The sequence below is a fragment of the Sphingobacterium mizutaii genome, assembly GCF_900187125.1.
In the GTDB taxonomy this organism is placed as follows: Bacteria; Bacteroidota; Bacteroidia; order Sphingobacteriales; family Sphingobacteriaceae; genus Sphingobacterium; species Sphingobacterium mizutaii.
This window is the reverse complement of sequence record NZ_LT906468.1, coordinates 610,657-636,303: the sequence shown is the minus strand read 5'-3', so window position 1 is coordinate 636,303 and position 25,647 is coordinate 610,657. Positions and strand designations below refer to the sequence as shown.

The following is a 25,647-nucleotide window of genomic DNA, read 5'->3' as shown; positions in this document are numbered from 1 at the left end:
GATGTCAATTTTATAAGTCGATATTCAAACCAAATGAAACAGTCGTCGCGAATGGATAAGGGGAAACCTTACTGTCTTCGGGTCTGATCTCAGGGTCAATTGCACCTTTAAATACGCCTAATTTTGAAATGGTCAGGATATCTTCAGCAGATACATAAAGTCTAATCCTGTTGACAGGAAGTTTCGCAACTTGGTCTTTGCTCAAGGTATATCCTAACTGTACATTCTTTAATCGGGCATAAGCACCGCTCAAGTACCATTTATCTGAATTTTGGAAGTTATGGCTTCCTTCTAGGTAAGGTCTAGGGAAGGCTGCATTTCTATTGTCCTCGGTCCAATAATCCATCTGGAAATCCATAGGTAGGTAGTAGGAATACAACTGCGGTTGGATCAATTCATTACTAGGTTTCAAGAAACGCTTGCCGATACCTTGGATAAAGAATGAAAAATCGAAATGTTTATATCCTAAATAGGCATTGATTCCATATTGATAGCGCGGATTGGTATCACCTAAATAAACCAAGTCTCCTGTTTTTCCGACGATGTTTTCTCCTGGCGTAATGATTCCATCATTGTCAATGTCCAGGTACTTCACATCACCGATTCCCGGCACGCCGGTTTTGTTGATGAAGCGCTCGTAACTCGGTGCATTTTCCAAGTCTGCTTCATTCTGGAAATAACCATCGGTTTTGTAAGCCCAGATTGAATTCATGGCATAGCCTTCAACCAACTTGTTTGATCCGGAATAAACGATGTTATTTGCACCACCGTAACGCACTAATTTGTTTTTATTGTCAGCTAAGCTAACGCCGATGTTATAGTTAAAATCATCTCCAACTTTATCACGGTAGCCTATGCTTGCTTCCCAACCCCAAGTCTTTAATTGCCCTTGGTTTGATTTTGGAATATTGACCCCAATCGTTGCTGGCATACTGATACTCACCAACATATTGTTGTTGAACTTTTGGAAGTAATCAAAAGAACCGAATAACTTGCGGTCCAATAGACTGAAATCTAGACCTAAGTTCCTGGTTTCAATGGTTTCCCAAGAAAGATCTTTAGCCGGAAGAGCTCCCTGTGTGATATAAGTTTGTTTGATATCATTCAAGAGCACATTGGAACCGGTCCCCAAGAGGGCGATGTAATCATAAAAACCGATACCTATCTTGGAACCTACCTTACCCCAAGAAACTCTAGGTTTCAACTCGTTGATATAAGTTGTAGCGCCTTGGAACCAATCTTCTTTTGCCACATTCCAACCTGCAGAGAATGAAGGGAAGACTTTTACACGCACATTAGGAGAAAGCCTGGAGCTTTCATCGCTACGGATAGTCGCTTCGAACAGGTATTTTTCTTTGTAGTTGTAATTGAAACGACCAAAATAAGACTGCATTTTCTCACGCTCACCATATTGGCTATGTGATTTATTCAATGGGTCTGAGGTGAAGTTCAAACTCGGATTATCATTTACATATAGATTTTTGGAAGAAGCCGATACAAACTGGTATTCATGGTCATAAAACTGATAACCTCCCATTAAGTGGAAATTATGATTCTCAGCAACCGTTAAATCATAATCAACTACCGCTTGCACATTTTGTTTCAAGGTCTTGTAATTGGTAATTGAATAATTGTTAGGGTTATTCAATTGAGATTTTGTGTTTGGTGTTGGCCCAGAATAATAATCTACCGTTCTTCTGAAGTTTCTGTTCTGAAGATCGATGCTTTCACGGCTGTACATCAACTTAACCTCTAAGCCTTTCACAAAATTGTTGATCGTAGCGGTTACATTGTTGAAGTAAGTTCTCTTGAGGTCATCATTGAAACCACCGTCCTTCATCATGGCATAACCAAAGGCCGATGAAGTTCCACTTCTGTAGTAGGTGCCATCTTCATTATAGATCGGGAACCTCATCCGCGAGGAATAGAACTGCCTAAGAATGGAGTTACCACCACCATCGATGGAGTAGCCACCATCTTGCGGGTTATCGGTTTTTTGATTGATAAAGGCGTTGCCGATATCTAATTTCAAATAGTCGTTTACCTGCGCTGAGATATTGGCCCTGGCATTGATCCTGGCGAATTTATCGTCACCGACCTTAAACATCCCGTTTTGGGTCATATTACCCAAGGAAGCCATGTAAGTTATCTTTTCACTACCTCCAGAAAACTGGATATTGTTATTGTAGATATTGTATTTCTTTTGGATGACCTGATCTAAGATATTTTGTTGATTGTATGTTCTCCATTGACCATTGGAACCTAGCACGAAGGTAGGGCCGTTTACGGCGTATCCTAAATCTTCCTCGGAGTATTCTGCTGCAATACCTGCATTTTTACGGGCAAGGTTTACATAGTTCATCTCATCGATCAAGGAAAGGCGATCGGGCATAGCGCCTGGTCTTTGGATCCCTAAGTTGCTGGACACGGATATCCTGCCCACTCCAGAGGTACCTTTTTTGGTTGTTACCAAGATTACCCCACCAGCAGATTGAGCACCATAGATGGCGGTCGCTCCTCCATCCTTCAGGATACTGATGTTTTCAACATCATTTGGGTTCAAAGCGACAAAGGTTTCCTCCGAACTGATCACTCCATCGATAACGATCAAGGGACCTACGGAACCATTCGCTGAAGTTTCACCGCGAACGGAGATATTCAGGCCTTGGGCTCCGGGTCTACCCGAGTTCCTTGTCACGACCAAACCAGGGGCTGCACCTTGCAACATATTGGTAATGGTTGGCGAAGGTCTGTTTTGGAGCACCTTGGCATCTACTTGGGATACCGCACTGGTCAAGTTGGTCTTTTTCTGGTTACCATAGCCGACCACCACGATCTCATCAAGAGCATCTTCAGAAGGGGAAAGGATAACGCTATTCGCAGCAGAAGCAGTCACTTCCTTCGGTTGAAAACCGATATAAGAAAAGGTCAGGATGGATGAACTGCTTGCCACTGAAATAGTAAACTTACCGTCTGTTCCTGTAGAAGTGCTTTGCCCTTCATTCTTTACCGCTACGGTCACTCCTGCTAGTGGATTGCCATCCAAATCTTTTACTGTTCCGGTAATTTCCGTTTGGAGAGGATTGATCTTAAAATTGGTCGCGTAGTTTGACGCTAGTATTGGTTTCCCTTCAGTTCCATAGGTTGTGGAAGCGAAGAGCAGCGAGGGGGATATTAAAGCAAAATGAATAAACGCTTTTGATAACCTCACTTTGTTAAAGTAATGTTTTCTTCTCATTTCATTTTCGGTGAATAGTTTTTAGACTTATATGGCTATTTCTGGAATAATGGTAGGGAATAATTTAATATTCCACGAACAATCAATTAACACAAACGATTGTGTTAATTACGAAAACGATTGAGATAATAATTTTATGAAATAATTAAACAGCAACAGTTAATAGGTAGTTTTTGTTAATTGCCGATTATCGTCAAGTAGCTCTTTTAGGTAAAATAATTTTATCAGGATTAACTCTTTTAACAAAAACTGCAATATTAACTATCTTTTTATCTCTAAAAAGAGCTGAATATTAATTAGGAAAAAAGAAATATAGATGATACTGCGCGAAGAGCATTGAGGGCGAAAAATGAAGGTTAAAGGCATAAAAAAGACCGCCTCAGGGACGGTCTTATATGTGGATATTGATAAGTTCTTAATTACTTAACGATATAGTTCCAACCAAATGGATCATCGATCTTTCCGTATCTCAATTCATTTAGATAAGCCAACACCTTGTTAGAGAACTCACGTCCTTCAACAGGCGGAAGTGTGTAGTCTTGACCATTGAATCCGATTCTATCGATATGGGTAATGGTGGCAGCAGTACCAGCAGCAAAGGCTTCTGTTACATCTCCTGCTTCGATTCCATCGATCAGTTCTTTTACAGATACTTTTCTCTGTTCTGCTTTGTAGCCCCACTTCTCAGCAAGCTCCATAATGGTACGTCTAGTAACACCATGTAAGATAGTGTCTCCATGTGGTGTGATTATGGTATCACCAATGCGGAAGATCAAGTTAGCTGTTCCAGCTTCTTCAATGTATTTGTGTTCCAATGCATCTGTCCACATGATTTGGTCATACCCTTCGTTGTTGGCCAACTGAGTAGGATAAAGTGACAAGGCATAGTTACCTGCATTTTTAGAGAATCCAACACCACCTTCAGCAGCACGCGTATAATGTGTTTCTACTTTCAAGCTGATTGGTTTGCTATAATAAGCACCAACCGGACAGGTGATGATAATGAATTGATAAGATTTAGAAGGGTGGACACCTAAAGCAGCTTCAGTACCGAACATAAAAGGACGGATATAAAGTGCGGTACCTTCTTTGGATGGAATCCAGTTACGGTCTACATCCAATAGTTTTTTTAAGCCATCCAAGAAGATTTCCTGAGGAACTTCAGGCATTTCAAGTCTTTTTGCAGATTTATTGAATCTTTCCCAGTTTTTATCAGGGCGAAAGATGCTCACGGTGCCATCTTGGAATTTATAACCTTTAATTCCTTCAAAGATAGCCTGTCCATAATGTAAGGCAGACATGGAAGGGCTTACACTCAGGTTCCCATAAGGCACAATCTTAACATCTTCCCATTGCCCGTTGTCATAATTGGCAACCAGCATGTGGTCAGACATTATTTTTCCAAAAACTAAATGATCGAAGTCTACTTGAGAAATTCTTGATTGTTGGGTAGGCTCAACTTGAATAGTGAAATTATCTATGGCACTCATATCAAAAAGAATATTTATTGCTGTGCAATTTAGGTAAAAAAAACAAAAGCATAAATGAATAATGGATTTATAATCGTCCAATCTCCACAAATGCGAGCGACTCCTGTTGATTTCTTAAGAATTTAGCATTTTAGCTATAATGAAATATGTATGTTTTCCTATTCATAACTGTATAGTGTTTGCTATACAGATCATACCCTAAAATGCGGAGATTTATTGTTTATTACTTGATTTCTTTCTCGGTACAGTATTTGGAATAGGCTCAATGCTTTTTAGCAAATCTTTGAAAAGGATTTCTAACCAAGAATTGTAAGTGCAAAAGATAATTTTTATTTCTGTTTTCGGACAGGCTGCTAAAATAAAAAGGCTTGATTTGCTAAAAATAAAAGGCATATAATTAAAGGTTTAACTAAGTAATCCTAAAAATGGAAAGACAATCGACTGATTTTAATGCTCAAGCCACTCCGACAGTTGGAGTATGGAAATTTATCCTAGGTTTTTTTATCTACCTGTACAAAACTGCAATCCGTCCCTAATCAATAGCTGCTCCGAATAACATATCGCATATTACCCACATCTACCTAGCTGCCTTTTGGGCTAGAAATAAAAAAAATTAAGATGCTTGGATTAACTTCAATAGTGGTTCCAGGTATTCCCTGCTATTAGCCAATCGAGGAACTTTGTTCTGTCCTCCTAATTTCCCCCTACTTTTCATCCAGGTATAAAAACTTCCCTTCGCCGCATTGTGAATGATCGGGAAAGATAAAGCCATATTTTTATAACGTTTAGCGTCGTAGTCGGAGTTAATCTCCCGAAGGGTGGCGTCTAGGATTTCGCCAAATCTCTGGAAATCATCTGGTTCTTGTTCAAACTCGATGATCCACTCATGTGCACCAGCGGTCTTATCGTTGAAATACACCGGACCAGCTGTATAATCTTGGATGGTAGCTCCTGTAGCCTTACAAGCAACCTGCAATGCTTGGTCCGCATTGTCCACGATTACCTCTTCCCCAAAAGTATTGATATATTGCTTTGTTCGCCCCGATATCTGGAATCGATAAGGAGACAAGGAAGTAAAACGGATGGTATCCCCAATCTTATAACGCCAAAGTCCCGCATTGGTGGAAATGATCAACGCGTAGTTTTTGCCCAATTCAACCTCATGCAGACATAAGGTCTTAGGGTGTTCTTCATTGATCTGGTCCATTGGAAGGAATTCATAATAGATTCCATAGTCCAGCATTAACAGAAGATCCTCAGAATCAGAACGGTCTTGAAGTCCGAAATAGCCTTCGGAAGCATTATAGTTCTCCAGATAGTACATGTTATCGGAAGGGATCAATTTCTTGAACTGCTCTCTGTAAGGCTTGAAACTAACGCCGCCATGGCTATAGAATTCAAGATTAGGCCATACTTCCAATAGGTTATCCTTTCCAGTGATCTCAAGGATACGGTTTGCCATGACCATGTTCCATGTCGGAACACCAGCCAAGCTCGTTACGTTTTCCTTGATGGTAATCTGCGCAATCTGCTCGATCTTTTCCTCGAAATTGGGATTTAAAGTAACCTCAATGTTAGGTGTCCGTTTAAACTCAGCCCAGAAAGGGAGATTGCGGATAAGGATGGAAGACAGATCCCCATAGTAAGAATCGGGGCTGAAATTATTGATCTGTGATGATCCGCCAATAACGACAGATTTCCCAGTGAAGACCTTGTTTTCAGGCTTATTATGGCAATAGATGGAAAGCATGTCCTTACCCCCTTGGTAATGGCATTCTTCCAACGCTTCGATACTGACTGGAATAAATTTACTGCGGTCTGAAGTAGTGCCCGAGGATTTCGCGAACCATTTGATATCGGATGGCCAAAGGATATTCTGTTCACCTTTAATCATGCGGTCTACATATCCCTTGATATCATCATAATCTTGGATTGGGACACGTTCCTTGAATTCATCAGGGGTAAAAATGCTGTTATAGCCATATTTCTTTCCCCATTCAGTTGCTTCAGCAGCAGAAACTAGGCTTTGAAACCATTCATCTTGAACATCGTGAGGATACTTCATGAATAGATCAATCTGATGCATCCGCTTTTTCATTATCCAAGTAAAAAGAGAATTCAATAAAGCCATAGGTTTATTTTCTGCTATATTTTTTTAGAATTTTTTACGTCTTAATTCGAAATGTCTACCCAAATAGAACTTACGTGCAAGTTCATTGTCGGCAATTTCTTCTGGGGTACCGGTCAGCATGATCTTCCCTTCCGTCAACAGGTAAGCTCTATCTGTGATGGAAAGAGTTTCTTGAACATTGTGGTCAGTGATCAGGATTCCGATATTTCTGGTTTTCAATTTGGCTACGATAGTTTGGATTTCTTCCACGGCGATGGGGTCAACACCTGCAAAAGGCTCATCTAAGAGAATAAAGTTAGGGTTTGCGGCCAATGCTCTGGCAATCTCCGTTCTCCTTCGTTCACCACCCGACAAGAGGTCGCCACGATTCTTGCGGACGCGGTGCAAACTGAACTCAGTCAATAACTCTTCCAGTTTAGCCTTGCGCTCTTCTTTGTTGGGATAATGGATTTCCAATACGGCTAGGATGTTGTTTTCAACAGATAGCTTCCTAAAAACTGAAGCTTCCTGAGCAAGATAACCGATTCCGCGCTGCGCACGCTTGTACATTGGGTCTTGCGTTATTTCCAAGTCATCTAAGTAGACATGTCCATCATTAGGTTTAATCAATCCAACGATCATATAAAAGGAAGTTGTCTTTCCGGCACCGTTAGGACCTAAAAGACCTACGATTTCCCCCTGTTCAACATGGAAGGATACATCGTTTACTACTGTTCGCTGTTTATATTTTTTGATTAAATGTTCTGCTCTTAGAATCATGTGAATAAACCCTTATTTGCAAATATATTTTTTAAAATCGAATTGCCTTTACATTTAGTTGCAAATTCTTCTTGCCACGCCAAGAGTTTTCCTCAATACTGAAGCATATATCGAAAGGTTTCCCCGAATTGATCAGCTCGGCAAATTCGCCTAAACCAAAGCCTATACACTCAAATATAGCGGAATCCTCCTGTTTTACTGAAAACTTTAGATGCGTACTGCCAACGACATTGGCATTGTTACCCATCGTCACGCCTCTGCAAAGAAAAGTTGGAGCTTCATTCTGCGGACCAAAAGGTTGGAATTGACTCAAGATCCTATAAAACTTAGGATCAATCTCTGAAAGCCTGATTTCCTTTTCAATAGAAACCTCCTGCTGCAGCATCTCAGGTTTGATGCTTTTGCTCACGACTTCTTCAAAACGTTGTTGAAAAAGACCAATATTATCTGTAGGCATGGTTAACCCTGCTGCATATTTATGACCACCATACTGATCCAACAAGTCGCTACATTCGCTCAATGCTTCATATAAGTCGAATCCGAGTACCGATCTGGCAGATCCTGCGATATGCCCATTAGTATTGGTCAGGATAATGGTAGGTCTATAATATCTTTCGGTCAATCGAGATGCGACGATCCCGATCACCCCTTTATGCCAATCCTCCTTATAGAGAACGGTGGTATTTCTAGTCTGCAGATGCACATTGTTATCCAACAAATCCAATGCTTCTTTCGTAATCTTCAGATCAAAGTCCTTACGGGCTTTATTCTGATCATCTACACTGGCAGAGAACACTCTCGCTTCAGGCAAAGTCTTTGCAATCAATAATTTCACGGCATCTTTTGCATGGTCTATCCTACCGGCCGCATTGATTCGTGGACCAATCTGAAAGACGATATCATTTACCGTAAAATGACCAGATTTATGGGTAGAAAGATTGATCAAAGCCTGAAGACCACAACACGGGTTGCTGTTCAGCTTTTTCAATCCAAAGTGTGTCAATATTCTGTTCTCACCAGTAATGGGTACAATATCCGAGGCAATGCTAACCGCCACCAGATCCAGATATTGATATGCCAAATCCATTGACATTTTGTTTTGCTTGATAAAAGCTTGAATGATCTTGAATCCGATGCCACAGCCTGATAATTCCTTGTAAGGATAAGGACAGTCTACACGCTTAGGATCCAGTACCGCAACGGCATTAGGAAGGATATCGCCCGGCAGGTGGTGGTCACCGATGATGAAATCGATTCCTTTGGCATTTGCATATTCAATTTTATCGACCGCTTTGATACCACAGTCCAAGGCAATGATCAAGGAGAAACCATTCTCCTTTGCATAATCGATCCCCTTATTGGAAATCCCATAGCCTTCCGCATAGCGATCTGGAATATAGAACTCTAATCCCGTATGGAAGTCACGGAAAAAACTGTAGACAACAGATACGGCAGTGGTTCCATCGACATCGTAGTCACCATAGATCAAAATCTTTTCTTTATTGCCGATGGCACGTTCAATCCGGTCGATTGCTCGGTCCATGTCTTTCATCAGAAAAGGATCGTGAAGATGGTCAAGAGAAGGGCGGAAAAAGTCTTTCGCTTGGTCGAAGGTTTCGACCTCACGGTTTATTAAAAGTTCTGCAATTATATGGTTTACACCCAGCTCCTGTTGTAGCTTCTTCGCCTGCTCTACGTTCTTTTTAGGTTTCAGCACCCACCTTTTTTGCATATCTTTGCCTTATAATAAACGTGTAAAGATACATTATATCAGGGGACTTACCTAATGAGGACCTCGATGTAAAATGATATGCACACATAACTGTCAAGATAACAAACAAATACAAATGGCTCGAGCGCATTCACTATTTGAAGGTTCCTACTCTGTAGATATAAGCAAGCAATTTATCCCCTTCGACCCAAAAAAAGATGATCCAAAAGATAGACCCGGATCGTTGTTCATTCATGTACACCCTTTTCTAATTGAAACCAAAGATGGCCTTATCGTCCTTGATACTGGTCTTGGGCTACGCAATGAAAACAATGAATTGGTCATCCATGAGAACATCAAAAAACTAGGTTTCTCTATCGATGACGTACGTTATGTTCTAATGTCCCATCTGCATAAAGATCATGCAAGCGGCATGGTGGACATCAAAGATGGCGTAAAGCGCTTGGCTTTTCCAAATGCGGAATATGTTATCCAAGAACAAGAATGGGAAGCAGCCTACAGCTCTGAATCCCCTTCCTATCGCACTGAGGTATTTGATGTATTGCAGAGAAGTGGCAATATCTTGTTTGTGAATGGAGATGGACAATTGACTCCAGAGATCCGCTATGAGCTTTCAGGAGGACACAGCGAGTTCCACCAGGTATTCCATGTAGAAACCGAGGGTGAACATTTTTTCTTTGGAGGAGATGAATTACCCGAACCCGAGGAAATCTTCCGAAGCTTTATTGCCAAGTATGACTTTGACGGCAGGAAAGCCAGGGACCTACGCGCAAAATATTGGGCTGCAGGTGCTCCAGAGGGCTGGGTCTTCTTATTTTACCATTCAAAAAATATCGCGGTTGGGCGGCCAGAACAGAAGCCGGATGGCAGTTATAAGATCGTAAATGCCGAATAATCCATTCAGAATCGATATATTTGAGGATAACGAAAAATAATTTTTCTAATTTTTAATTAAATAAAAGGAAATCATGTCGATAGTTAGAGAAAGTGACCTAATTGGTATCGGTAAGAAATACCAAATTGAAACTGATGCTGGAGACAATATGGTGGTTGTCATCCATGATGACGGACGCAGAGAGTTATACCGCCATGAGGATGATGATAACGAAACCCACTGTGTGATGACATTGTCGGATGAGGAGTCTCGTCAGGTTGCCGGAATCTTAGGAGGGCTTTCCTATAAGCCCAAGGCATTGGAAACCATCGAGGTGGCATTGGACGACCTACGCATTGAATGGTACAAGGTTGGCGAGTCTAACGACGGAGTCAACAAGAGTATCGGTCAATTGGAGGTCAGACAGCGTACCGGAGCTTCCATTATCGCTGCTATCCGCGAAGAGGAAACCATTATTAATCCAGGCCCCGACTACGTTATTACGCCGGGAACCACCCTGGTAATCGCCGGAAAGCAGAAAAACATCAAACTTTTAAAGGAAATATTACTATAAGAATAACATGCACAGTAACCTCATCATAGAAATTGGAATCGCAGTACTATTAGTAGCTTCAGTTGGCCTACTTGCCAATAGACTAAAATTTTCAGTGATCCCCTTTTTTATCGTGATTGGTATGGTACTGGGCAATCAATCTTATCCCAAATTCATAGCAGATTTCTTAGCCAGTGTCAACAACGAGGGATTAACCTCTACTGTCGACTCGGTATGGTCTTTCCTGACCTTTACCGAAAGCAAACCGTTCATCGACTTTATGGGACGGCTGGGAGTGCTTTTCCTTTTATTCTATTTAGGGCTTGAGTTTTCAGTCGGTAGGCTTATCAAATCGGGGAAATCAATCGTAGCAGGCGGAAGTATCTACGTCGTGCTCAATTTTTTCTCTGGGCTATTGGTCGGATGGATGATGAACCTCCCATTCAAAGAAATGATGGTCTTGTGTGGTATTATGACCAGTTCGTCCACCGCCATTGTTGCCAAGGTATTGACCGACCTGAAACGTACTGCCAACCCTGAAACCGAAGTAATCATGGGGATGATCATGTTTGATGACCTGTTTATCGCCATGCATATTTCCTTTTTATCGGGCTTAATCCTTACTGGAGGCGGTTCATTCTGGACCGTAGCAGGGACTTCCCTATTGGCGCTAGGCTTCATCCTATCTTTCCTGATCCTTGGAAGGAAGCTCGTGCCATTCATCGACAAGCTCCTTCAGGAGAAATCCTCAGAACTGTTTATCCTGATTATTTTCAGCTTACTGTTTGTCATTGCGGGCTTCTCTGAAACCATCCATGTGGCGGAAGCCATTGGCGCACTGATGGCAGGATTGGTCTTTGCAGACTCCAAATACCTAAAGAAAATCGAAGGAATGGTCTTGCCATTCAAGGATTTCTTTGGTGCCATGTTCTTCTTTAGCTTTGGTCTATCCATTGACATGTACAGCCTCGGTGGTGCTGTTGGCTGGGCAACCTTTGCCGCAGCAATAACAGTGGTAGGCAACGTCGCTTCCGGTTATTTTGCAAGCCGCTTCTCCGGGTTGAAACCAAAGAATTCAGTAGATATTGGCTTTACTCTATCGGCAAGAGGAGAATTCTCTATTATCATGGCCAATATTGGTAAAGCAGGCAAGCTCCTTCCCGTTATACAATCCTTTGTGGTGGTCTATGTATTGATCCTTTCTATTATTTCCCCATTATTGACCAAGGAATCTAGAAAAATCTGGAACAAGCTTGCCGGTCAAGACGATACCGTCAAGAAGCCTAAGAAAAAGCTCAGTGACCTCGAGGCCAGCGTACAAGAGAAAAATTAATCCTCCTGCTTACATCTTGGCATCCATCAGCTTCTCTGACTTCGTCGCTGGAGCTCCCGTAGTCATTTTAATCACAAATGCTCGTTCTGCTTTGAAATCAGCAGGAATGATCACATCATAGTAGGTGTTTTTATCCAGGTCAAGACCAATATCAGAATGTTTCACTTGTAGTTTTTGCCCGTTTGAAAGCAGAACAGCTTCTACAGGAACTTCAGTAGCTTTTTTAGGAATAGCAATCCTGGCAATATTGTTTACTGGTCTATTGAACACCGTTAGATATAGATTTTTATCCTTCTGCGTCAGGTAGCCCAATTTTGTTTTTGGAAGATCTGCATGTCTCACCCCGTAAACTGCCTCTCCATTTACTTTCATCCAATCCCCTAATTCCTTCGCTATCTTATCCTCCTCGGGATGCATCAAACCTTGGCCGTCAGGACCAAAATTCAACACAAAATTACCATTCAGTGAGACCGTATGCATCAACATGTCCAAAAGGTCATCCGTAGTTTTCGTATAGATCCCCGACCAGTCTTTCATATAACCCCAGCCATTAGGAGGTATCGTCATTACCGCATCCCAATCATTGCCATCAAGCCATTCAAATTCCTGTGGCAATTTCCTTTCCCAGCCCTGCTCATAATCACCAAGGATCTTCCCATTGCTGTCAAAATGCCTTTTGCCATGTTCATCGTTCCTAAACCTCGAACCGATAATCAAACCGGGATGCTTGGCCCGCAATTCCTTTTCTAAGTTATAGGTGAAATCATAGGCCTTCACCCAAGATTGATCCCAAGTACCATCAAACCAAAATCCTTTGATCTGCGGGTAGTTAGCCAATAGTTCCAACAATTGATTTTTTGTATACTGCAAGAAACGATCGTACTTCTTCTTTTCGTCCTCCGTCTTTGGTTCTTTAGAAAGATAGTCTGGATTATTCCATTCCAAAATGGAGAAATACAGATAGACATCAATCCCTTCAGCAGTATAGGCATCCACAACCTCCTTCACGATATCCTTCTTATAAGGTGACTTGGTAATATTGTAGCCAGAATACTTGGTTGGCCAAAGGGCAAAACCATCATGATGCTTGGTCGTAAAGATCATGTACTTTGCACCCATATCCTTAGCTTGCTTAGCCCATTGCTTGGCATCAAAATCCTTCGGATCAAACTTTTTATAAAGGTTATCGTAGGTTTCTTTCCAGTTCTTCGGCGCAGTAGGTCCAGACCAAGTCCTGATCCATTCCGAAGCAGCAGCACCTTTTCTGGCGCTCACCCCTTCCCATTCATTCCCCGGAATGGCATATAAGCCCCAATGGATAAATTGCCCCAGGCCATAATTGCGGAAGGCCTCCATATTGGCATCGGTACGGTGCTCAGGTGTCAATGAGCCATATTTCACCTCCGTATGTTTAGTCGGTTTCACTTTCGGACCAGTCCATTGCCCATAAGAGTCTTGGCTAAATATCAAGCCTAAGACTGCAACACATATCGTTTTAAGTATGCTTTTCATAGGTTTTAATTATTGTAGGGTCCAGGTCATTTCATCAGTCAACACTTCGTTGCCACTATTCCCTTTCGCCTGTATCTTATTTTCCCCTTGTTTCAATTCCACATTATCAACGACCCAATGCTTCGAGTTTACTCCTTGTTTTGCTTGGTATTCTTTACCATTAACGATCAGCTGGACTTTAGAAAGATTAGAGAACAATTGGATCTTGCTGTTTTTATGCGTGCGGATACTATCCCTGCGATTTGCCAGATAGATCATAGGTTCAGGGTTCCAATTGGCTTTATACCAATAGAAGGAATCCTTTTTCCTTTTACGATCAAAGGTAATCAGCCCTTTTAGGTTTCGCGCATTTACACCACCACGGTTCCAAGCAGGCACAGCAAACTCAAAACTGTTCCATAGATAAGAAGCCAAGATGATTGGGTTCTTTTCAATGGCAGCCCATTGCTGAATATGCGTCTCAGTCTGGTAATTCTCAGGGAATGCTTTCCCCGAAATCACATCCTTTGGTGCCTCAACCTCTTCCTTGCCAATATCGATATTCCCATCAGCACCATATTCCGAAAGGATAATCTTGTATTCAGGAAAATCCTTCTGCACTTTCTGTGCCCAAGGTCCCAAATCCTCGATCTTGCCTCCATACCAACCAAAATAATGGTTGATACCCTGCACATCGGTACTTAAATTCTCCTGCCTATCAATCACATTGTATCCCGTAACGGCAACCGTATAGCGATCAGGGTCCAATGTTTTAGCGATATCGTTCAATTCTCTCGACAATACAGGCACCTGTTCATCGGCAGTCTTGGAATAGACTTCATTATGCACTCCCCAGATATAGATGGATGGATGGTTAAAGTTTTGCTTCACCAATTCGACCATTTGCTGCTTGGCGTTATCATTCTCATAGTAGGAAACCCTATTGACAAAAGGTATTTCAGCCCAGGTCAAGAAGCCTATCGAATCTGCCAAAGCATACATCTGCGGCGACTGCTGATAATGCGCCAATCGAATGGTCGTGGCCCCCATTTCCTTGATCAGCATCATATCCTCCTTATGCTGTTCAAAGCTCAATGCTGAGCCAAATCCTTCTCGGTCCTGATGCCTGGTCACTCCATACATTGGATATTTCTTACCATTTAGAAACACGCCCTTATTAGCGATCATTTCGATGTGACGGATTCCCAATGGCTGCTTTACGGCATCAAGCTCTTTGCCATTGGCGGTAATCTTTGCCGTTAAAGAATATAGATAAGGATCCCTGATTCCATCCCATAGATGCGGGGATTTCATTTTGATCGTTTCATTCACATAGGTCACCCCTTGCGGCGAAATCTTAACGGGATATTTCTGCGTTTCAACCGTTTTGCCCTGATCATCCTTGATTTCTAGGCTCAACTCCACCTCTTGGATGGTCTTTTCCTTAGTTTCTAATTTTGCCTCAACCTGAATATCCGCAGATTTGCTCGATACATTTTTCTGTCTGATAAAAATCCCAGGAGCAGCTTGATCCGTAACCACAAAATTGGTTTTGTTGGTCGTAATCAGGTGCACAGGTCTATAAATACCACCATATACAGGAAAAAGGAAATGGTTGATCGGGATAATATCCTTTCTCGATTTATTGTCTGCAATGACCGTAATGCTATTGTCCTTTCCATATTCAATGGAATTACTGATTTCAAAGACAAACATGGAATAGCCACCTTTATGTTCTCCAATATAATTTCCGTTGACAAACAACTGCGCCACGGCACCAACGCCTTCAAACTTCAAAAAGGTCCTTCTATTCTTATCAGCCTCATCCGGATGAAATGTTTTCTGATAAACAGCCTTCCCTTCAAAGAAGTTCCGATCCTTCTGCATATCGTCCTTATTGTAAGTATGTGGCAAGGTTATGTCTTCCCATATTTCCAGTTTGGTCCATTGCCCTTGGTTCTCAAAATATTTTTGGCCGTTTTCGAAATCAGTGAAGAAAGTGGAGTTATTTGCCTTATAGAATTTCCAGCCCTCATTAAAAGACTTTTCCATTCTAGACTGCGCAAAACCAATCGAATTGGCAAGCAATCCGACCATCATCAATAGGTACTCTTTCCTAAAAATCATTTTCTGTTTTAGATTTATATGAATCTAAGATAGTCATTTCAAAAAGCCCCTAACCTATCAATCGATTGCGCGAATAGCGAAATGGTTTTCGTAACAAAAACAGTAAGTAGAATTACCCGAATACAGGTATTTACCCCTTTTTTATTAAGCAATACCTTTGAATCAACACAAAAAATCAATCCTGTAAAAAACATGAAAAAGAAAATCCGCATTCCATTTGTCGTATTATTATCCTTGGTATTAGCATTTGCAATCAGTTCGTGCAGCAAAGACGACAAAGACGATGAAATCGAAATCGTTGAAGACCTACCAGGTAAGATCCCAGGACTTGGAAATACTGATGGAGAGCCAACTGGTCAGAAATATAGCCTTCCCGAAGGCATAGAACTGCAAGGTGAAATCACCGGATATGAAGGTGACTATAACACAACTGCCAGAGCTAGCGCTAAGAAAGCTATGGTTGCCAAAAGAGCATCTAATCTTAAAGCTGAAGTTGCAGCAGATCTTTCACCTGATTTCTCGCGTGGAAGTGGTTATTTCGTAAGGTTGGGAATCAAATTGAAAAACAGCACCTCAAGCACTAAAAAATTAGAATTACCCGCTGGACTTATCATTAAATCGAGAACTGGGGACTATCAAAATGGTGTACTATTGAAAAAGGTAAGCATCGATATCCCAGCAAACAAGACTATTTATCTGGATCTGCACATGTACTGCGGAAATGAAAGTAAATATGCTTCTTCAGAAACTGAGAAATACGATTTCGCCGTTATTTCAAATTCCTCAAGCTTACATGATTTAATCAATAGATTGAAGAATAAGAAAATCAATATTGAACAATATTTTAAAAATAATCAGGTAGATCAAAACTATAATGCAATAACCGGCAAACTTCAGGATATCCTATGGACCATCACTGATACGGAGAAAGGTCTTCAAGAAGATGATATCAAATATATCAATGAATATTTACCGAATGACTAATTCATCTAACTCTTAGAAAGAATACACTGTTATTGAAAATAGCCCTATTGGGGCTATTTTTATTTTTAAGCCCAAAAGTACCAAACCTACGAAGGAGCTCACGGATACCAATTCTATTGTTACTTTTGAAGCGCAAAAGTAACCAAACCAACGAAGGAGCTCACGGATACCAAAAACAACTCGAATCCGTAAACGCTTCGGCTCATTTAAGGTGGCTTTTCGCACGGCCTCCCACACATGGATAGAATGCCTTGTTGTCGGGAATATCTTTCAATAGATCATCCCTTTTGATGGGATGATCTATTGAAAGCATTCCAAGGCCAATCCCATCGCACAGGGCATCGGCATTCTATCCATTTTTCCGCCAAGGAAATGAGCCGGGGGCTAAAGGACTTCCTGCGGAAGGATGGTTGTTTGCCAGGATAGGCAACCCCCAGTGGGGGTGGAATATTTGTAGAAAAATTGGACTGTTTAACGGAGAACCCCTAGCGGGGGTGAAATATTTTTCTGAAAATCCCTACTGAATTCATTTCCAACTCTGAACGATTAGTGAAGAATCTGTACGGCTCTCCTTCTAGAGACTTTGTCATCTTCAATCGAAGATTGAAGAACTGTTCGTCAATTCAATAATGGCTGTCTTTGAATTTGAAGGTCCGCATATATCCGAGATGCTTCGGACGAACCTCAGCATATAAAACCTCAAATTAATGACATGGTCTAGGGGAGCAATTTTTTATTTTTTAGAATTTCTAACCCTTGTTTTTAAGGGTTTGATCTAGGTAGGCGAAAATCTCGTCTTTAGCTTGGGGTTCAAACCAGACGGTATTTCCATATTTCTTAAACCAGGTGATCTGCCTCTTTGCATATCTTCTGGAATTCTGCTTGATCTGCGAAACTGCGTCCTCCAAACTGATCTTCCCATCCAAATACTCAAAGATTTCAGCATAACCCACGGTCAAGAGGGCAGGTTTATTCCGGAAAGGCAATAAAGACTTCACTTCTTCCAGCAATCCAGCCTCCATCATCAGGTCCACCCTTTGGTTAATTCGATTGTATAGCCATTCCCGATCGGTATTCAGGCCAATCGTAATCACTTGAAAAGGTCTTTCCGTCTTCTGCTTGTTCATGAAATAAGAGATGGGCTTTCCAGAAGCCTCAAAAACCTCTATCGCACGGATTACACGTTGCGGATTATCAATATCCGCCTTATCATAATACGCTGGATCGATCTCCTGAAGCCTCTGTTTCAAGGGCTCCAATCCTTCGTTCCGAAACCATTCATTCAGCTTATCCCGGATTTCTTCACCCGCTTTCGGAAGATCATCCAAACCCTCGGTCAATGCTCTTACAAAAAGTCCAGAACCACCAACCGCGATCACTACATCTGTACTCTTGAACAGAACCGCTAAACGGACCAGAGCCTCCCGCTCAAAATCCCCAGCAGTATAATCCTCGGCAATGGAACGGGAATTAATAAAATAATGGTTTGCTTGTGCTAACTCTTCCGCATTGGGCTTGGCAGTCCCTATGCTCATTTCTTGGTAAAACTGCCTGGAATCAGCAGAAATAATGGATGTTTTAAAATGATTGGCCAATTGGATTGCCAGTGCAGTTTTTCCTACAGCTGTAGGTCCAACGACTACTATCAATGTTTTTTGCCTATTCAATTCCGTGGACATCCTTTTTTACTAATTATAGAATAAAAAAATAGATGATAGAAGCTCTATCATCTATTCAAAATCTTATTGTTGATCGATATTAATAATCTTCCTCATTAGACTTGTTCGATTCACCTTCCGACTCCTCACCTTCCTCATCATCAAACATATCATAGTCATCCTCCTCATCTACGCCATATTCTTCAGCATCTTCTGGTACAAATTCATCATCATCTTCATCATCCGCCGTAACAGGGAAATTTGCAGCCGTCAAGTTTCTTGGGGCTTCACCGATTTTCTTGAACAGGGCCGGATATTCTTTACCCTCCTCTTCTTTTAAGATCTTGATCAATTCCACATGAAAATCATAAGGACGGTCAAAGTTATACGTGTAGTAAAACTTTTGATGAGGATCATCAATAAATTTACTCAAACGAACATCCTCCACGATCAAAACGCCAGCTGCTTTCTTCCTTTCGTTCGGTAAGTAAGCAATCTCAGTACCTTTTTTCCATTGGTCATTGCTCACATAAAACGAAGAGGAACGCTCTTGGTCGTAGCCAGTACTTTTTTGAATCTGTGTGTGTAAATCTAAGAAAGTACTTTTTGAAGGCATGTCAATCTCTCTGTAAACATCTTCGTAGTCTTCAAAAGTTACTCTAAATCTATAAATCGCCATATTCGTAAAATGTATTAATTTGGATAAGCTCTATTTCAAGCTTTAAAATTACATATTTTTTTAAAAAATCAATCTGTTCAAACTTTGGTTAGCCCCAAGGTTTTCCCTTTTTCTATCATCAAGGATAGTGCTTCTTGCCTAGAGTTTGGAATTTCGCCTTCCAAAATCGCCTCGCGAATCGCTTTCTTGATAATCCCAACATGTTTTCCAGGCCCGATACCAAAGGTTTTCATGATATCATCACCATCCACAGGAGGTTGCCAGTTTCTTAGGTGATCTCGCTCTTCAACATCTTTCAGTTTTTGTTTGACGAGTTCAAAATTGTCCCGGTATTTCCTCTTTTTATATTCATTTTTGGTGGTGACGTCTGCATGGCATAGCAACATCAGATCATCGATATCATCTGCCGCTTCAAACAATAATCTGCGGACCGCTGAATCCGTCACGATATCCTTAGCCAAAACGATCGGTCTCAGGTGGAGCATCACCAATTTTTGCACAAACTTCATCTTTTCATTCAAAGGAAGCTTCAGTTCAGCAAACAATTTAGGCACCATCTTCGCACCACGGTCCTCATGACCATGGAAGGTCCAACCTACCTTTTTATCAAATCGCTTGGTAGCTGGCTTGGCTATATCATGCATGATTGCAGCCCAACGAAGCCAAAGATCATTAGACATCTCAGCTACATTGTCCAATACCTCCAGTGTATGGTAAAAGTTATCCTTATGCCCCTTACCATCTACGTATTCCACGCCGTACAATTGGTACATTGCTGGGAATATCCTCTCTAAAAGGCCGGTATCAAATAAATACTTGAAACCGATAGAAGGTTTTTCAGCAAGGATAATTTTATTGAGTTCGTCAGTAATACGTTCTTTAGAGATAATCTGAATCCGGTCAGCATTTTCACTGATGGCATTCAGCGCGGTTGAATCGATCCTGAAGTTTAATTGGGTAGCAAAACGGATGGCGCGCATCATTCTCAATGGATCATCTGAAAAGGTGATATCCGGAGACAATGGTGTTTTTATCAGCCTATTTTGGATATCGTTAAGCCCTTGGAATGGATCGATGAGTTCGCCATAATTCGACTCATTTAGCGAAAAAGCCATGGCATTGATGGTAAAGTCACGACGATTTTGGTCATCTTCCAGGGTGCCGTCCTCTACGATTGGCTTTCTGGAATCTTTTCGGTAAGATTCCTTTCTAGCACCCACAAATTCAACCTGTAGGCCTTCATAAACTAACATCGCTGTTCCAAAAGATTTATAGACAGCAACTTTCGTATGTAGTTTTTCACCTAATTTATTGGCAAAATCAATCCCGCTTCCCAAGACAAGGATGTCAATATCATCCTTAAATGGACGGCCCATGATTCTATCGCGGACATAACCGCCGATAACAAAACAGGAAACACCCTCCTGATGGGCTAATTCTCTTATTATGGAAAAAATGGGATGACTTAAATTCTCACTCATAGCAACAAAGTGCAAAAGTAATGAAATTTATAGACAACAGATGGCAGCCTTTATAAAATCCAGGCTTTACTTAGTCACGATCTTTCGATAGTCTACGGAATGCTAATGGATTTTCAGTCAGAACCTCTTGTTCTCTACGTCTATTAACTATATGTACAGCTTCAAAAATCGCTTCTAAAAATGATGCATGCGAGGCCAGATTTTTTCCAGCGATGTCGTATCCGGTTCCATGATCGGGAGAGGTACGGACAACTGGAAGACCTGCCGTGAAATTGATGCCGTTACGGGCAGCAATATGCTTGAATGGAATCAATCCTTGGTCATGGTACATCGCAAGGACCGCATCAAACTTGGTATAGGCATCAGCAGCAAAGAAACCATCTGCAGGGAATGGCCCAAAACAGAAGATATCTTCCTCATTTGCTTTCTCAATGGCTGGCTTGATGATATCCCGATCTTCAGTACCGATCAGCCCATCATCGCCGGCATGTGGGTTCAAACCTAATACAGCAATTTTTGGTTTTTGAATCCAAAAATCCTTCTTCAGGCTTTCATTCATCATCCTTAATTTGTGCAAGATGCTCTCTTCGGTAATTGAAGCGGCCACTTCCTTCACAGGGATATGTCCGGTTACAACCCCTACTCGAAGATCATCGCTCACCATAAACATCAACACATCCTTGGCTTCAAATGCATTCTGTAGGTATTCGGTATGTCCCGGAAAATTAAATCCTTCTTGCTGGATATTATGTTTGTTTATCGGTGCAGTGACCAAGGCATCAATCAGACCTGCTTTCAGATCTTCAGTAGCCTTTTGCAATGAAACAAAGGCATACTTTCCGCCAATTTCATTTTGCTCACCTAAACTGATCTTCACATCCTCCTGCCAACAGTTGATCATATTAGGACGTTTAGGGTTCGCCTGATCCGCTGAATTGATCACATTGAAACTGAAATCATTCACTCCAATGGCCTTTCGATGGAATGAGGCAACTTTGGTATTGCCATAAACTATGGGCGTAAAGAAATCCATAACACGGTTATCCATCAAGGATTTGATAATTACCTCTAAACCGATTCCGTTAATATCTCCTACTGAAATGCCTATTTTTAGTTTCTCACTCATCTTCAATGCTATTAGATATAGTCAAAAATAGCAAAAAATCATAAACATTAAGGTTCTATTGGCATTAACATGCAAATGGAACATATAATTCAAATCCTGCTCGCTTAAAAAACACTATCTTTGTGGCAAATAATTCCTATGGGTTCAGTACGCGCAAAAAAACATTTAGGTCAGCATTTCCTTAACGATAAAAATGCCGCACAACGAATTGTTGATGCATTAACTCCTTCTCTTGGCTTTAAGCAGGTCTTGGAAGTTGGACCTGGGATGGGCGTACTCTCCGATTTCTTGTTGCAAAACGAGGCTTACGAAACTTTCCTGATCGATGTGGATGATGAATCCATTGAATACTTAGCAGACAAATACCCTGAACTCGGCAATCGCCTGATCCATGGCGATTTCCTGAACCTAGACTTCAGCCAGTATTTCGGCGAAAAGATGGCTGTTATAGGGAACTTTCCCTACAATATTTCTTCGCAAATCTTATTTAAGGTACTGGAAGAAAGAAACCGTGTGGTCGAAATGGTGGGTATGTTCCAAAAGGAAGTTGCGGAACGTTGCGTTGCCAAACCTGGAAACAAGGAATATGGAATCTTAAGTGTGTTTCTGCAAGCTTACTATGATGTTTCTTATCTTTTCACGGTAAAAGCGGGCGCATTCAATCCACCGCCAAAGGTACTTTCCGGGGTAATGCGCATGGTCAGAAACAATCGTGAAACCTTGGACTGTGATGAGAAATTATTCTGGCGCGTAGTGAAAGCTGGTTTCAACCAAAGGCGAAAAACCCTTAGGAATGCACTCTCAGCAGTAGTCCCAAAAGATAGAATGAGCGATAACCCGCTCTATGAATTGAGGGCAGAACGCCTATCCGTTCAAGATTTTGAAATCCTGACAAACGAAATCTCAAAAAGTCTCTGACATGGAAGTACAAAGGGAATTTACCATTATTGGGGCCGGAGTTGCCGGATTGACCGCAGCAATAGCCCTCCAAAACCTTAACCGTGAATTCACCCTTTTTGAACAATCCAAAGCAATCAAAGGTATCGGAGCCGGATTTGGTTTGGCTGCCAATGCCATGCACGCCCTAGAATACATAGGTATCCGTGAAGAAGTCGAAGAGATCGGTTATTACCTAGACTCCTTTGCTATCTTAGATCAAAAAGGGAATATACTGGTCAACCCAAACACCACTAAATTATCCGATAAATACGAGCAAAAGAATTTTGCCATCCATCGCGCAGATCTACATCTCTACCTTTTATCCAAGGTAAAACAAGAATCCATTGCCCTTGGCAAAAAAGCTTGCAATCTACTTCAGAAGTCAGATTATGTGGAGATCCAATTTGAGGATGGGAGTTCCCATCGAACTAAATACCTCATCATTGCCGATGGTGTAAAATCTCCACTGCGTCAAAAACTACTCCCTGCATCCAAACCACGATATGCTGGCTATAGCTGTTGGCGTGCTACCATTGACAACTCAGATCTCCAACTGAAAAGAGGTTCGGAAACTTGGGGAAACAAAGGCCGATTTGGCTTAACCCCTCTCGTTAACCAACGGATCTATTGGTATGCCTGCATCAATGGGCCACAACAGAACCCCGTCTTCAGAGATTACAAAGTACAGGACCTGAAGCGCCAATTTGGAAACTACCATCAGCCCATTCAGGAAGTGCTGGACAAAACCTTGGATGCCGATTTGATTTGGTCTGATATCATCGATATCCAACCCATAAAGAATTTTGCTTTTGGTAATATCTTGATCATTGGTGATGCCGCACATGCCTGTACCCCAAATATGGGCCAAGGAGCCTGCCAAGCCATGGAAGATGTAGCCGTACTGCATAATGAACTACAGAATGAGCAGTCCGTGGAGCAAGCATTCCTCGCTTTTGAAAAAAGAAGACTAGCGAGGACCAAGTATATCACAGATACTTCAAAATTGATCGGTGATGTTGCTCAATGGGAGAATAAATTCTTAATTTCAATCCGAAATAACCTGATGAAAATCATGCCCGACAGCATGAATCAAAAGTCTTTGATCAAGCTGTTCAAGGAAGATTTCATGAAATAATGCATTCTTATGAATATTTTAATAGTAGACGATATACACGAAGTTCTATTGCAGAAATTAGGTCGCGCTGCAATTGCCTATTCCTACCAACCCGACTTCAGCAGAGCGGATGCTGAAAAAGCCATTGTTGATTATGATGGCCTGATCATACGTTCCAAATTCCAAGTGGACAAGGAATTCATAGATCTCAATCCCAACCTCAAGATGATCGGAAGAGCAGGGGCCGGAATGGACAATATTGATGAAGCTTATGCCAACAGCAAGGGCATCAAATTGATCCCTGCCAATGAAGGGAATCGCGATGCTGTAGGCGAGCACATGATCGGTATGCTTCTGAGCCTGATGAACAACCTCAACCGTGGCGATAGAGAAGTTCGATCGGGCGAATGGAAAAGAGAAGAAAACCGAGGCCATGAGCTGAAGGGAAAAACCGTAGCACTAATCGGATATGGTCACAATGGTCAAGCCATGGCTAAAAAATTATCTGGTTTTGATGTGAAAGTCATCGCTTATGATAAGTATAAAACCGGCTTTTCCGATTTATATGCCACTGAGGTCTCCATGGAAGAAGTGGTACGTAGAGCCGATGTATTGAGCTTCCATATTCCATTGACGCGTGAAACTCGAGGCATGGTGGATGATGAATATCTATTCCATTTCAGGAAACCGATCTTCTTTTTGATGGGTGCTCGCGGCGGAATCGTGAAAATCCCTGCAGTATTGAAGAAATTGGATGAAGGGAAGATTATTGCGGCAGCATTTGATGTGTTGCCTGTTGAAAAATTTCCGGCCTTGGCAGAGGAAGCTTGGTATGAGGACCTGATCAAAAGGGACAATGTCTTATTGAGCCCACATGTTGCCGGTTGGACCTTCGAAAGTTACTATAAGCTCTCTGAAGTATTAGCCGACAAGGTTATTGCTTACGAGTATCAATAGCCAAACAAAGAACCATTGAAGCACTAATGCCAAGTCTAAGAGATAGACATGGTGATAGTGCTTTTCTTTTGAAAAGATAATGATCCGGAACATGATCAGGATCAGGATGGTCGTAATCAATAAACCTATTTTTACCCCCCAAGTATTTGGAGAAAGCAGAATCAGGATCAGGTGAAACACCCCTATTCCATAGGATAAATTAATCGCTCTTTGTTTTCCCAATAAGATCGGCACCGTCTTCAGGTTGTATAAGCTATCCTGCTCAAAATCCCTGATATCAAAAGGCAAGGTACAGAGTACCAAGAACACTATTTTTACCAAGCCTAAATAGTTGGCAGCATACCAATCAATTTGCTCTCCATTGGCGAATAGCTCAACCACGGGAAGTCCCACACTACTTAAAGACCAGACTAAGGCAATATAAAAAACCTTAAGTCCGGGAATCTGCCGCATCCCTACCCATCTGTCATTTATCTTAATCAATGGAACGGCATAGGCCAAACTCATCGCTCCAATAAAGCCCAGAAAAAACAAGGTCAGGATGTGGACATGTAACAAAGTCCAAACTGTGACCAAAACAGACAGTCCACTCAATAACCAAAAAAGCCACATATTCTTTCCGATCCATCGAGTACGCTGGAATGGCGATTTACTGGGGTCTTTTGGCAAGGACAGGTACAAGCTCAGGTTATAAAGCAGCAAGGTGGTAGCACCTTCAATGATCAGGATATCATTGTTGACAGGGAATTGAAGGATATAATAGGTCAAGGCACATTGGGCCACCGCTGCCAAGGCAATCAGTAGATTCGTATGAACCAAAAAGTAGTATATCCTTTTTAAAACGCTTGTCATGGTAACCTAACAATTGCTCTCAATATTTGTTCCTAGCCTACAAAAATTAGTATTTCAATCGAAAAAAAATTAAATTAGCTAAACAGGTTCTTGTTTTTTCCGCATTCAATAACTAATTGACCGAAATAA

General features: G+C 41.5%; 19 protein-coding genes. 7 read left to right on the top strand and 12 right to left on the bottom strand.

Annotated features, from left to right (window positions below; translation table 11 throughout):
* Positions 1 to 10: 10 nt before the first annotated feature.
* From CKW03_RS02815 to recJ, 5 genes are all read right to left on the bottom strand, one after another.
* A complete protein-coding gene (locus CKW03_RS02815) occupies positions 11 to 3,238 on the bottom strand; it encodes a SusC/RagA family TonB-linked outer membrane protein (protein ID WP_093101623.1) in 3,228 nt (1,075 codons plus the stop codon).
* A 419-nt stretch (positions 3,239 to 3,657) separates the two neighbouring features.
* A complete protein-coding gene (locus tag CKW03_RS02810) occupies positions 3,658 to 4,728 on the bottom strand; it encodes a branched-chain amino acid aminotransferase (protein WP_093101625.1) in 1,071 nt (356 codons plus the stop codon).
* 613 nt (positions 4,729 to 5,341) lie between these two features.
* The gene (locus CKW03_RS02805; protein ID WP_093101626.1) at positions 5,342 to 6,859 is read right to left on the bottom strand and encodes a GH3 auxin-responsive promoter family protein; all 1,518 of its coding nucleotides are present in this window, start codon (positions 6,857 to 6,859) and stop codon (positions 5,342 to 5,344) included.
* A 24-nt stretch (positions 6,860 to 6,883) separates the two neighbouring features.
* On the bottom strand, positions 6,884 to 7,618 hold the full coding sequence (gene lptB, locus CKW03_RS02800) for an LPS export ABC transporter ATP-binding protein (protein ID WP_093101628.1): 735 nt from the start codon (positions 7,616 to 7,618) through the stop codon (positions 6,884 to 6,886).
* A 31-nt stretch (positions 7,619 to 7,649) separates the two neighbouring features.
* Positions 7,650 to 9,350, bottom strand: a complete 1,701-nt coding sequence (recJ, locus tag CKW03_RS02795; RefSeq protein WP_093101629.1) for a single-stranded-DNA-specific exonuclease RecJ — start codon at positions 9,348 to 9,350, stop codon at positions 7,650 to 7,652.
* A gap of 115 nt (positions 9,351 to 9,465) precedes the next feature.
* Here recJ and CKW03_RS02790 point away from each other — a divergent pair, with 115 nt between their 5' ends.
* From CKW03_RS02790 to CKW03_RS02780, 3 genes are all read left to right on the top strand, one after another.
* Positions 9,466 to 10,245, top strand: a complete 780-nt coding sequence (locus CKW03_RS02790) for an MBL fold metallo-hydrolase (protein WP_093101631.1) — start codon at positions 9,466 to 9,468, stop codon at positions 10,243 to 10,245.
* Between the two features lie 73 nt (positions 10,246 to 10,318).
* Complete coding sequence (locus CKW03_RS02785) at positions 10,319 to 10,798, top strand: cation:proton antiporter regulatory subunit (protein WP_093101632.1); 480 nt, start codon at positions 10,319 to 10,321, stop codon at positions 10,796 to 10,798.
* Between the two features lie 7 nt (positions 10,799 to 10,805).
* Positions 10,806 to 12,110: a cation:proton antiporter gene (locus tag CKW03_RS02780; protein WP_093101634.1), complete on the top strand. Its 1,305-nt coding sequence runs from the start codon at positions 10,806 to 10,808 to the stop codon at positions 12,108 to 12,110.
* Positions 12,111 to 12,119: 9 nt separating this feature from the next.
* Here CKW03_RS02780 and CKW03_RS02775 read toward each other — a convergent pair whose 3' ends face one another.
* Both CKW03_RS02775 and CKW03_RS02770 read right to left on the bottom strand, forming a co-directional pair.
* A complete protein-coding gene (locus CKW03_RS02775) occupies positions 12,120 to 13,622 on the bottom strand; it encodes an alpha-L-fucosidase (RefSeq protein WP_093101635.1) in 1,503 nt (500 codons plus the stop codon).
* A gap of 9 nt (positions 13,623 to 13,631) precedes the next feature.
* Entirely contained in the window at positions 13,632 to 15,728 is a 2,097-nt protein-coding gene (locus CKW03_RS02770) for a glycoside hydrolase family 2 protein (protein WP_197700969.1), read from the bottom strand.
* Between the two features lie 192 nt (positions 15,729 to 15,920).
* On the opposite strand from CKW03_RS02770, the gene CKW03_RS02765 reads away from it, so the two are divergent.
* Positions 15,921 to 16,712: a hypothetical protein gene (locus tag CKW03_RS02765; RefSeq protein WP_093101638.1), complete on the top strand. Its 792-nt coding sequence runs from the start codon at positions 15,921 to 15,923 to the stop codon at positions 16,710 to 16,712.
* 749 nt (positions 16,713 to 17,461) lie between these two features.
* Here the strand turns inward: CKW03_RS02765 and miaA are convergent.
* The 4 genes from miaA to pdxA form a co-directional block, all read right to left on the bottom strand.
* The gene (miaA, locus tag CKW03_RS02760; RefSeq protein ID WP_338066386.1) at positions 17,462 to 18,379 is read right to left on the bottom strand and encodes a tRNA (adenosine(37)-N6)-dimethylallyltransferase MiaA; all 918 of its coding nucleotides are present in this window, start codon (positions 18,377 to 18,379) and stop codon (positions 17,462 to 17,464) included.
* 91 nt (positions 18,380 to 18,470) lie between these two features.
* The gene (locus CKW03_RS02755) at positions 18,471 to 19,049 is read right to left on the bottom strand and encodes an IS1096 element passenger TnpR family protein (protein ID WP_093100492.1); all 579 of its coding nucleotides are present in this window, start codon (positions 19,047 to 19,049) and stop codon (positions 18,471 to 18,473) included.
* Between the two features lie 77 nt (positions 19,050 to 19,126).
* A complete protein-coding gene (locus tag CKW03_RS02750; protein WP_093100494.1) occupies positions 19,127 to 20,530 on the bottom strand; it encodes a CCA tRNA nucleotidyltransferase in 1,404 nt (467 codons plus the stop codon).
* Positions 20,531 to 20,600: 70 nt separating this feature from the next.
* Positions 20,601 to 21,656: a 4-hydroxythreonine-4-phosphate dehydrogenase PdxA gene (gene pdxA, locus CKW03_RS02745; protein WP_093100495.1), complete on the bottom strand. Its 1,056-nt coding sequence runs from the start codon at positions 21,654 to 21,656 to the stop codon at positions 20,601 to 20,603.
* Positions 21,657 to 21,794: 138 nt separating this feature from the next.
* On the opposite strand from pdxA, the gene rsmA reads away from it, so the two are divergent.
* The 3 genes from rsmA to CKW03_RS02730 are packed head-to-tail and all read left to right on the top strand — an operon-like array spanning position 21,795 to position 24,666.
* Positions 21,795 to 22,574 carry a 16S rRNA (adenine(1518)-N(6)/adenine(1519)-N(6))-dimethyltransferase RsmA gene (gene rsmA, locus CKW03_RS02740; RefSeq protein ID WP_093100497.1) on the top strand — a complete coding sequence of 260 codons (780 nt, stop codon included), beginning with the start codon at positions 21,795 to 21,797 and terminating at the stop codon, positions 22,572 to 22,574.
* A gap of 1 nt (position 22,575) precedes the next feature.
* Complete coding sequence (locus CKW03_RS02735) at positions 22,576 to 23,730, top strand: FAD-dependent monooxygenase (RefSeq protein WP_093100498.1); 1,155 nt, start codon at positions 22,576 to 22,578, stop codon at positions 23,728 to 23,730.
* 9 nt (positions 23,731 to 23,739) lie between these two features.
* Positions 23,740 to 24,666 (top strand): NAD(P)-dependent oxidoreductase, encoded by a 927-nt coding sequence (locus CKW03_RS02730; protein WP_093100500.1) that lies wholly within the window; start codon positions 23,740 to 23,742, stop codon positions 24,664 to 24,666.
* Here CKW03_RS02730 and CKW03_RS02725 read toward each other — a convergent pair.
* Complete coding sequence (locus CKW03_RS02725; RefSeq protein WP_093100501.1) at positions 24,631 to 25,518, bottom strand: UbiA prenyltransferase family protein; 888 nt, start codon at positions 25,516 to 25,518, stop codon at positions 24,631 to 24,633. The genes CKW03_RS02730 and CKW03_RS02725 overlap by 36 nt on opposite strands.
* Positions 25,519 to 25,647 lie beyond the last annotated feature (129 nt).

Coding starts and splice junctions, on each gene's coding strand:
- CKW03_RS02815 (WP_093101623.1), bottom strand. CDS start 3,238: ATGAGAAGAAAACATTACTTTAACAAAGTGAGGTTATCAAAAGCGTTT.
- CKW03_RS02810 (WP_093101625.1), bottom strand. CDS start 4,728: ATGAGTGCCATAGATAATTTCACTATTCAAGTTGAGCCTACCCAACAA.
- CKW03_RS02805 (WP_093101626.1), bottom strand. CDS start 6,859: ATGGCTTTATTGAATTCTCTTTTTACTTGGATAATGAAAAAGCGGATG.
- lptB (WP_093101628.1), bottom strand. CDS start 7,618: ATGATTCTAAGAGCAGAACATTTAATCAAAAAATATAAACAGCGAACA.
- recJ (WP_093101629.1), bottom strand. CDS start 9,350: ATGCAAAAAAGGTGGGTGCTGAAACCTAAAAAGAACGTAGAGCAGGCG.
- CKW03_RS02790 (WP_093101631.1), top strand. CDS start 9,466: ATGGCTCGAGCGCATTCACTATTTGAAGGTTCCTACTCTGTAGATATA.
- CKW03_RS02785 (WP_093101632.1), top strand. CDS start 10,319: ATGTCGATAGTTAGAGAAAGTGACCTAATTGGTATCGGTAAGAAATAC.
- CKW03_RS02780 (WP_093101634.1), top strand. CDS start 10,806: ATGCACAGTAACCTCATCATAGAAATTGGAATCGCAGTACTATTAGTA.
- CKW03_RS02775 (WP_093101635.1), bottom strand. CDS start 13,622: ATGAAAAGCATACTTAAAACGATATGTGTTGCAGTCTTAGGCTTGATA.
- CKW03_RS02770 (WP_197700969.1), bottom strand. CDS start 15,728: ATGATTTTTAGGAAAGAGTACCTATTGATGATGGTCGGATTGCTTGCC.
- CKW03_RS02765 (WP_093101638.1), top strand. CDS start 15,921: ATGAAAAAGAAAATCCGCATTCCATTTGTCGTATTATTATCCTTGGTA.
- CKW03_RS02755 (WP_093100492.1), bottom strand. CDS start 19,049: ATGGCGATTTATAGATTTAGAGTAACTTTTGAAGACTACGAAGATGTT.
- CKW03_RS02750 (WP_093100494.1), bottom strand. CDS start 20,530: ATGAGTGAGAATTTAAGTCATCCCATTTTTTCCATAATAAGAGAATTA.
- pdxA (WP_093100495.1), bottom strand. CDS start 21,656: ATGAGTGAGAAACTAAAAATAGGCATTTCAGTAGGAGATATTAACGGA.
- rsmA (WP_093100497.1), top strand. CDS start 21,795: ATGGGTTCAGTACGCGCAAAAAAACATTTAGGTCAGCATTTCCTTAAC.
- CKW03_RS02735 (WP_093100498.1), top strand. CDS start 22,576: ATGGAAGTACAAAGGGAATTTACCATTATTGGGGCCGGAGTTGCCGGA.
- CKW03_RS02730 (WP_093100500.1), top strand. CDS start 23,740: ATGAATATTTTAATAGTAGACGATATACACGAAGTTCTATTGCAGAAA.
- CKW03_RS02725 (WP_093100501.1), bottom strand. CDS start 25,518: ATGACAAGCGTTTTAAAAAGGATATACTACTTTTTGGTTCATACGAAT.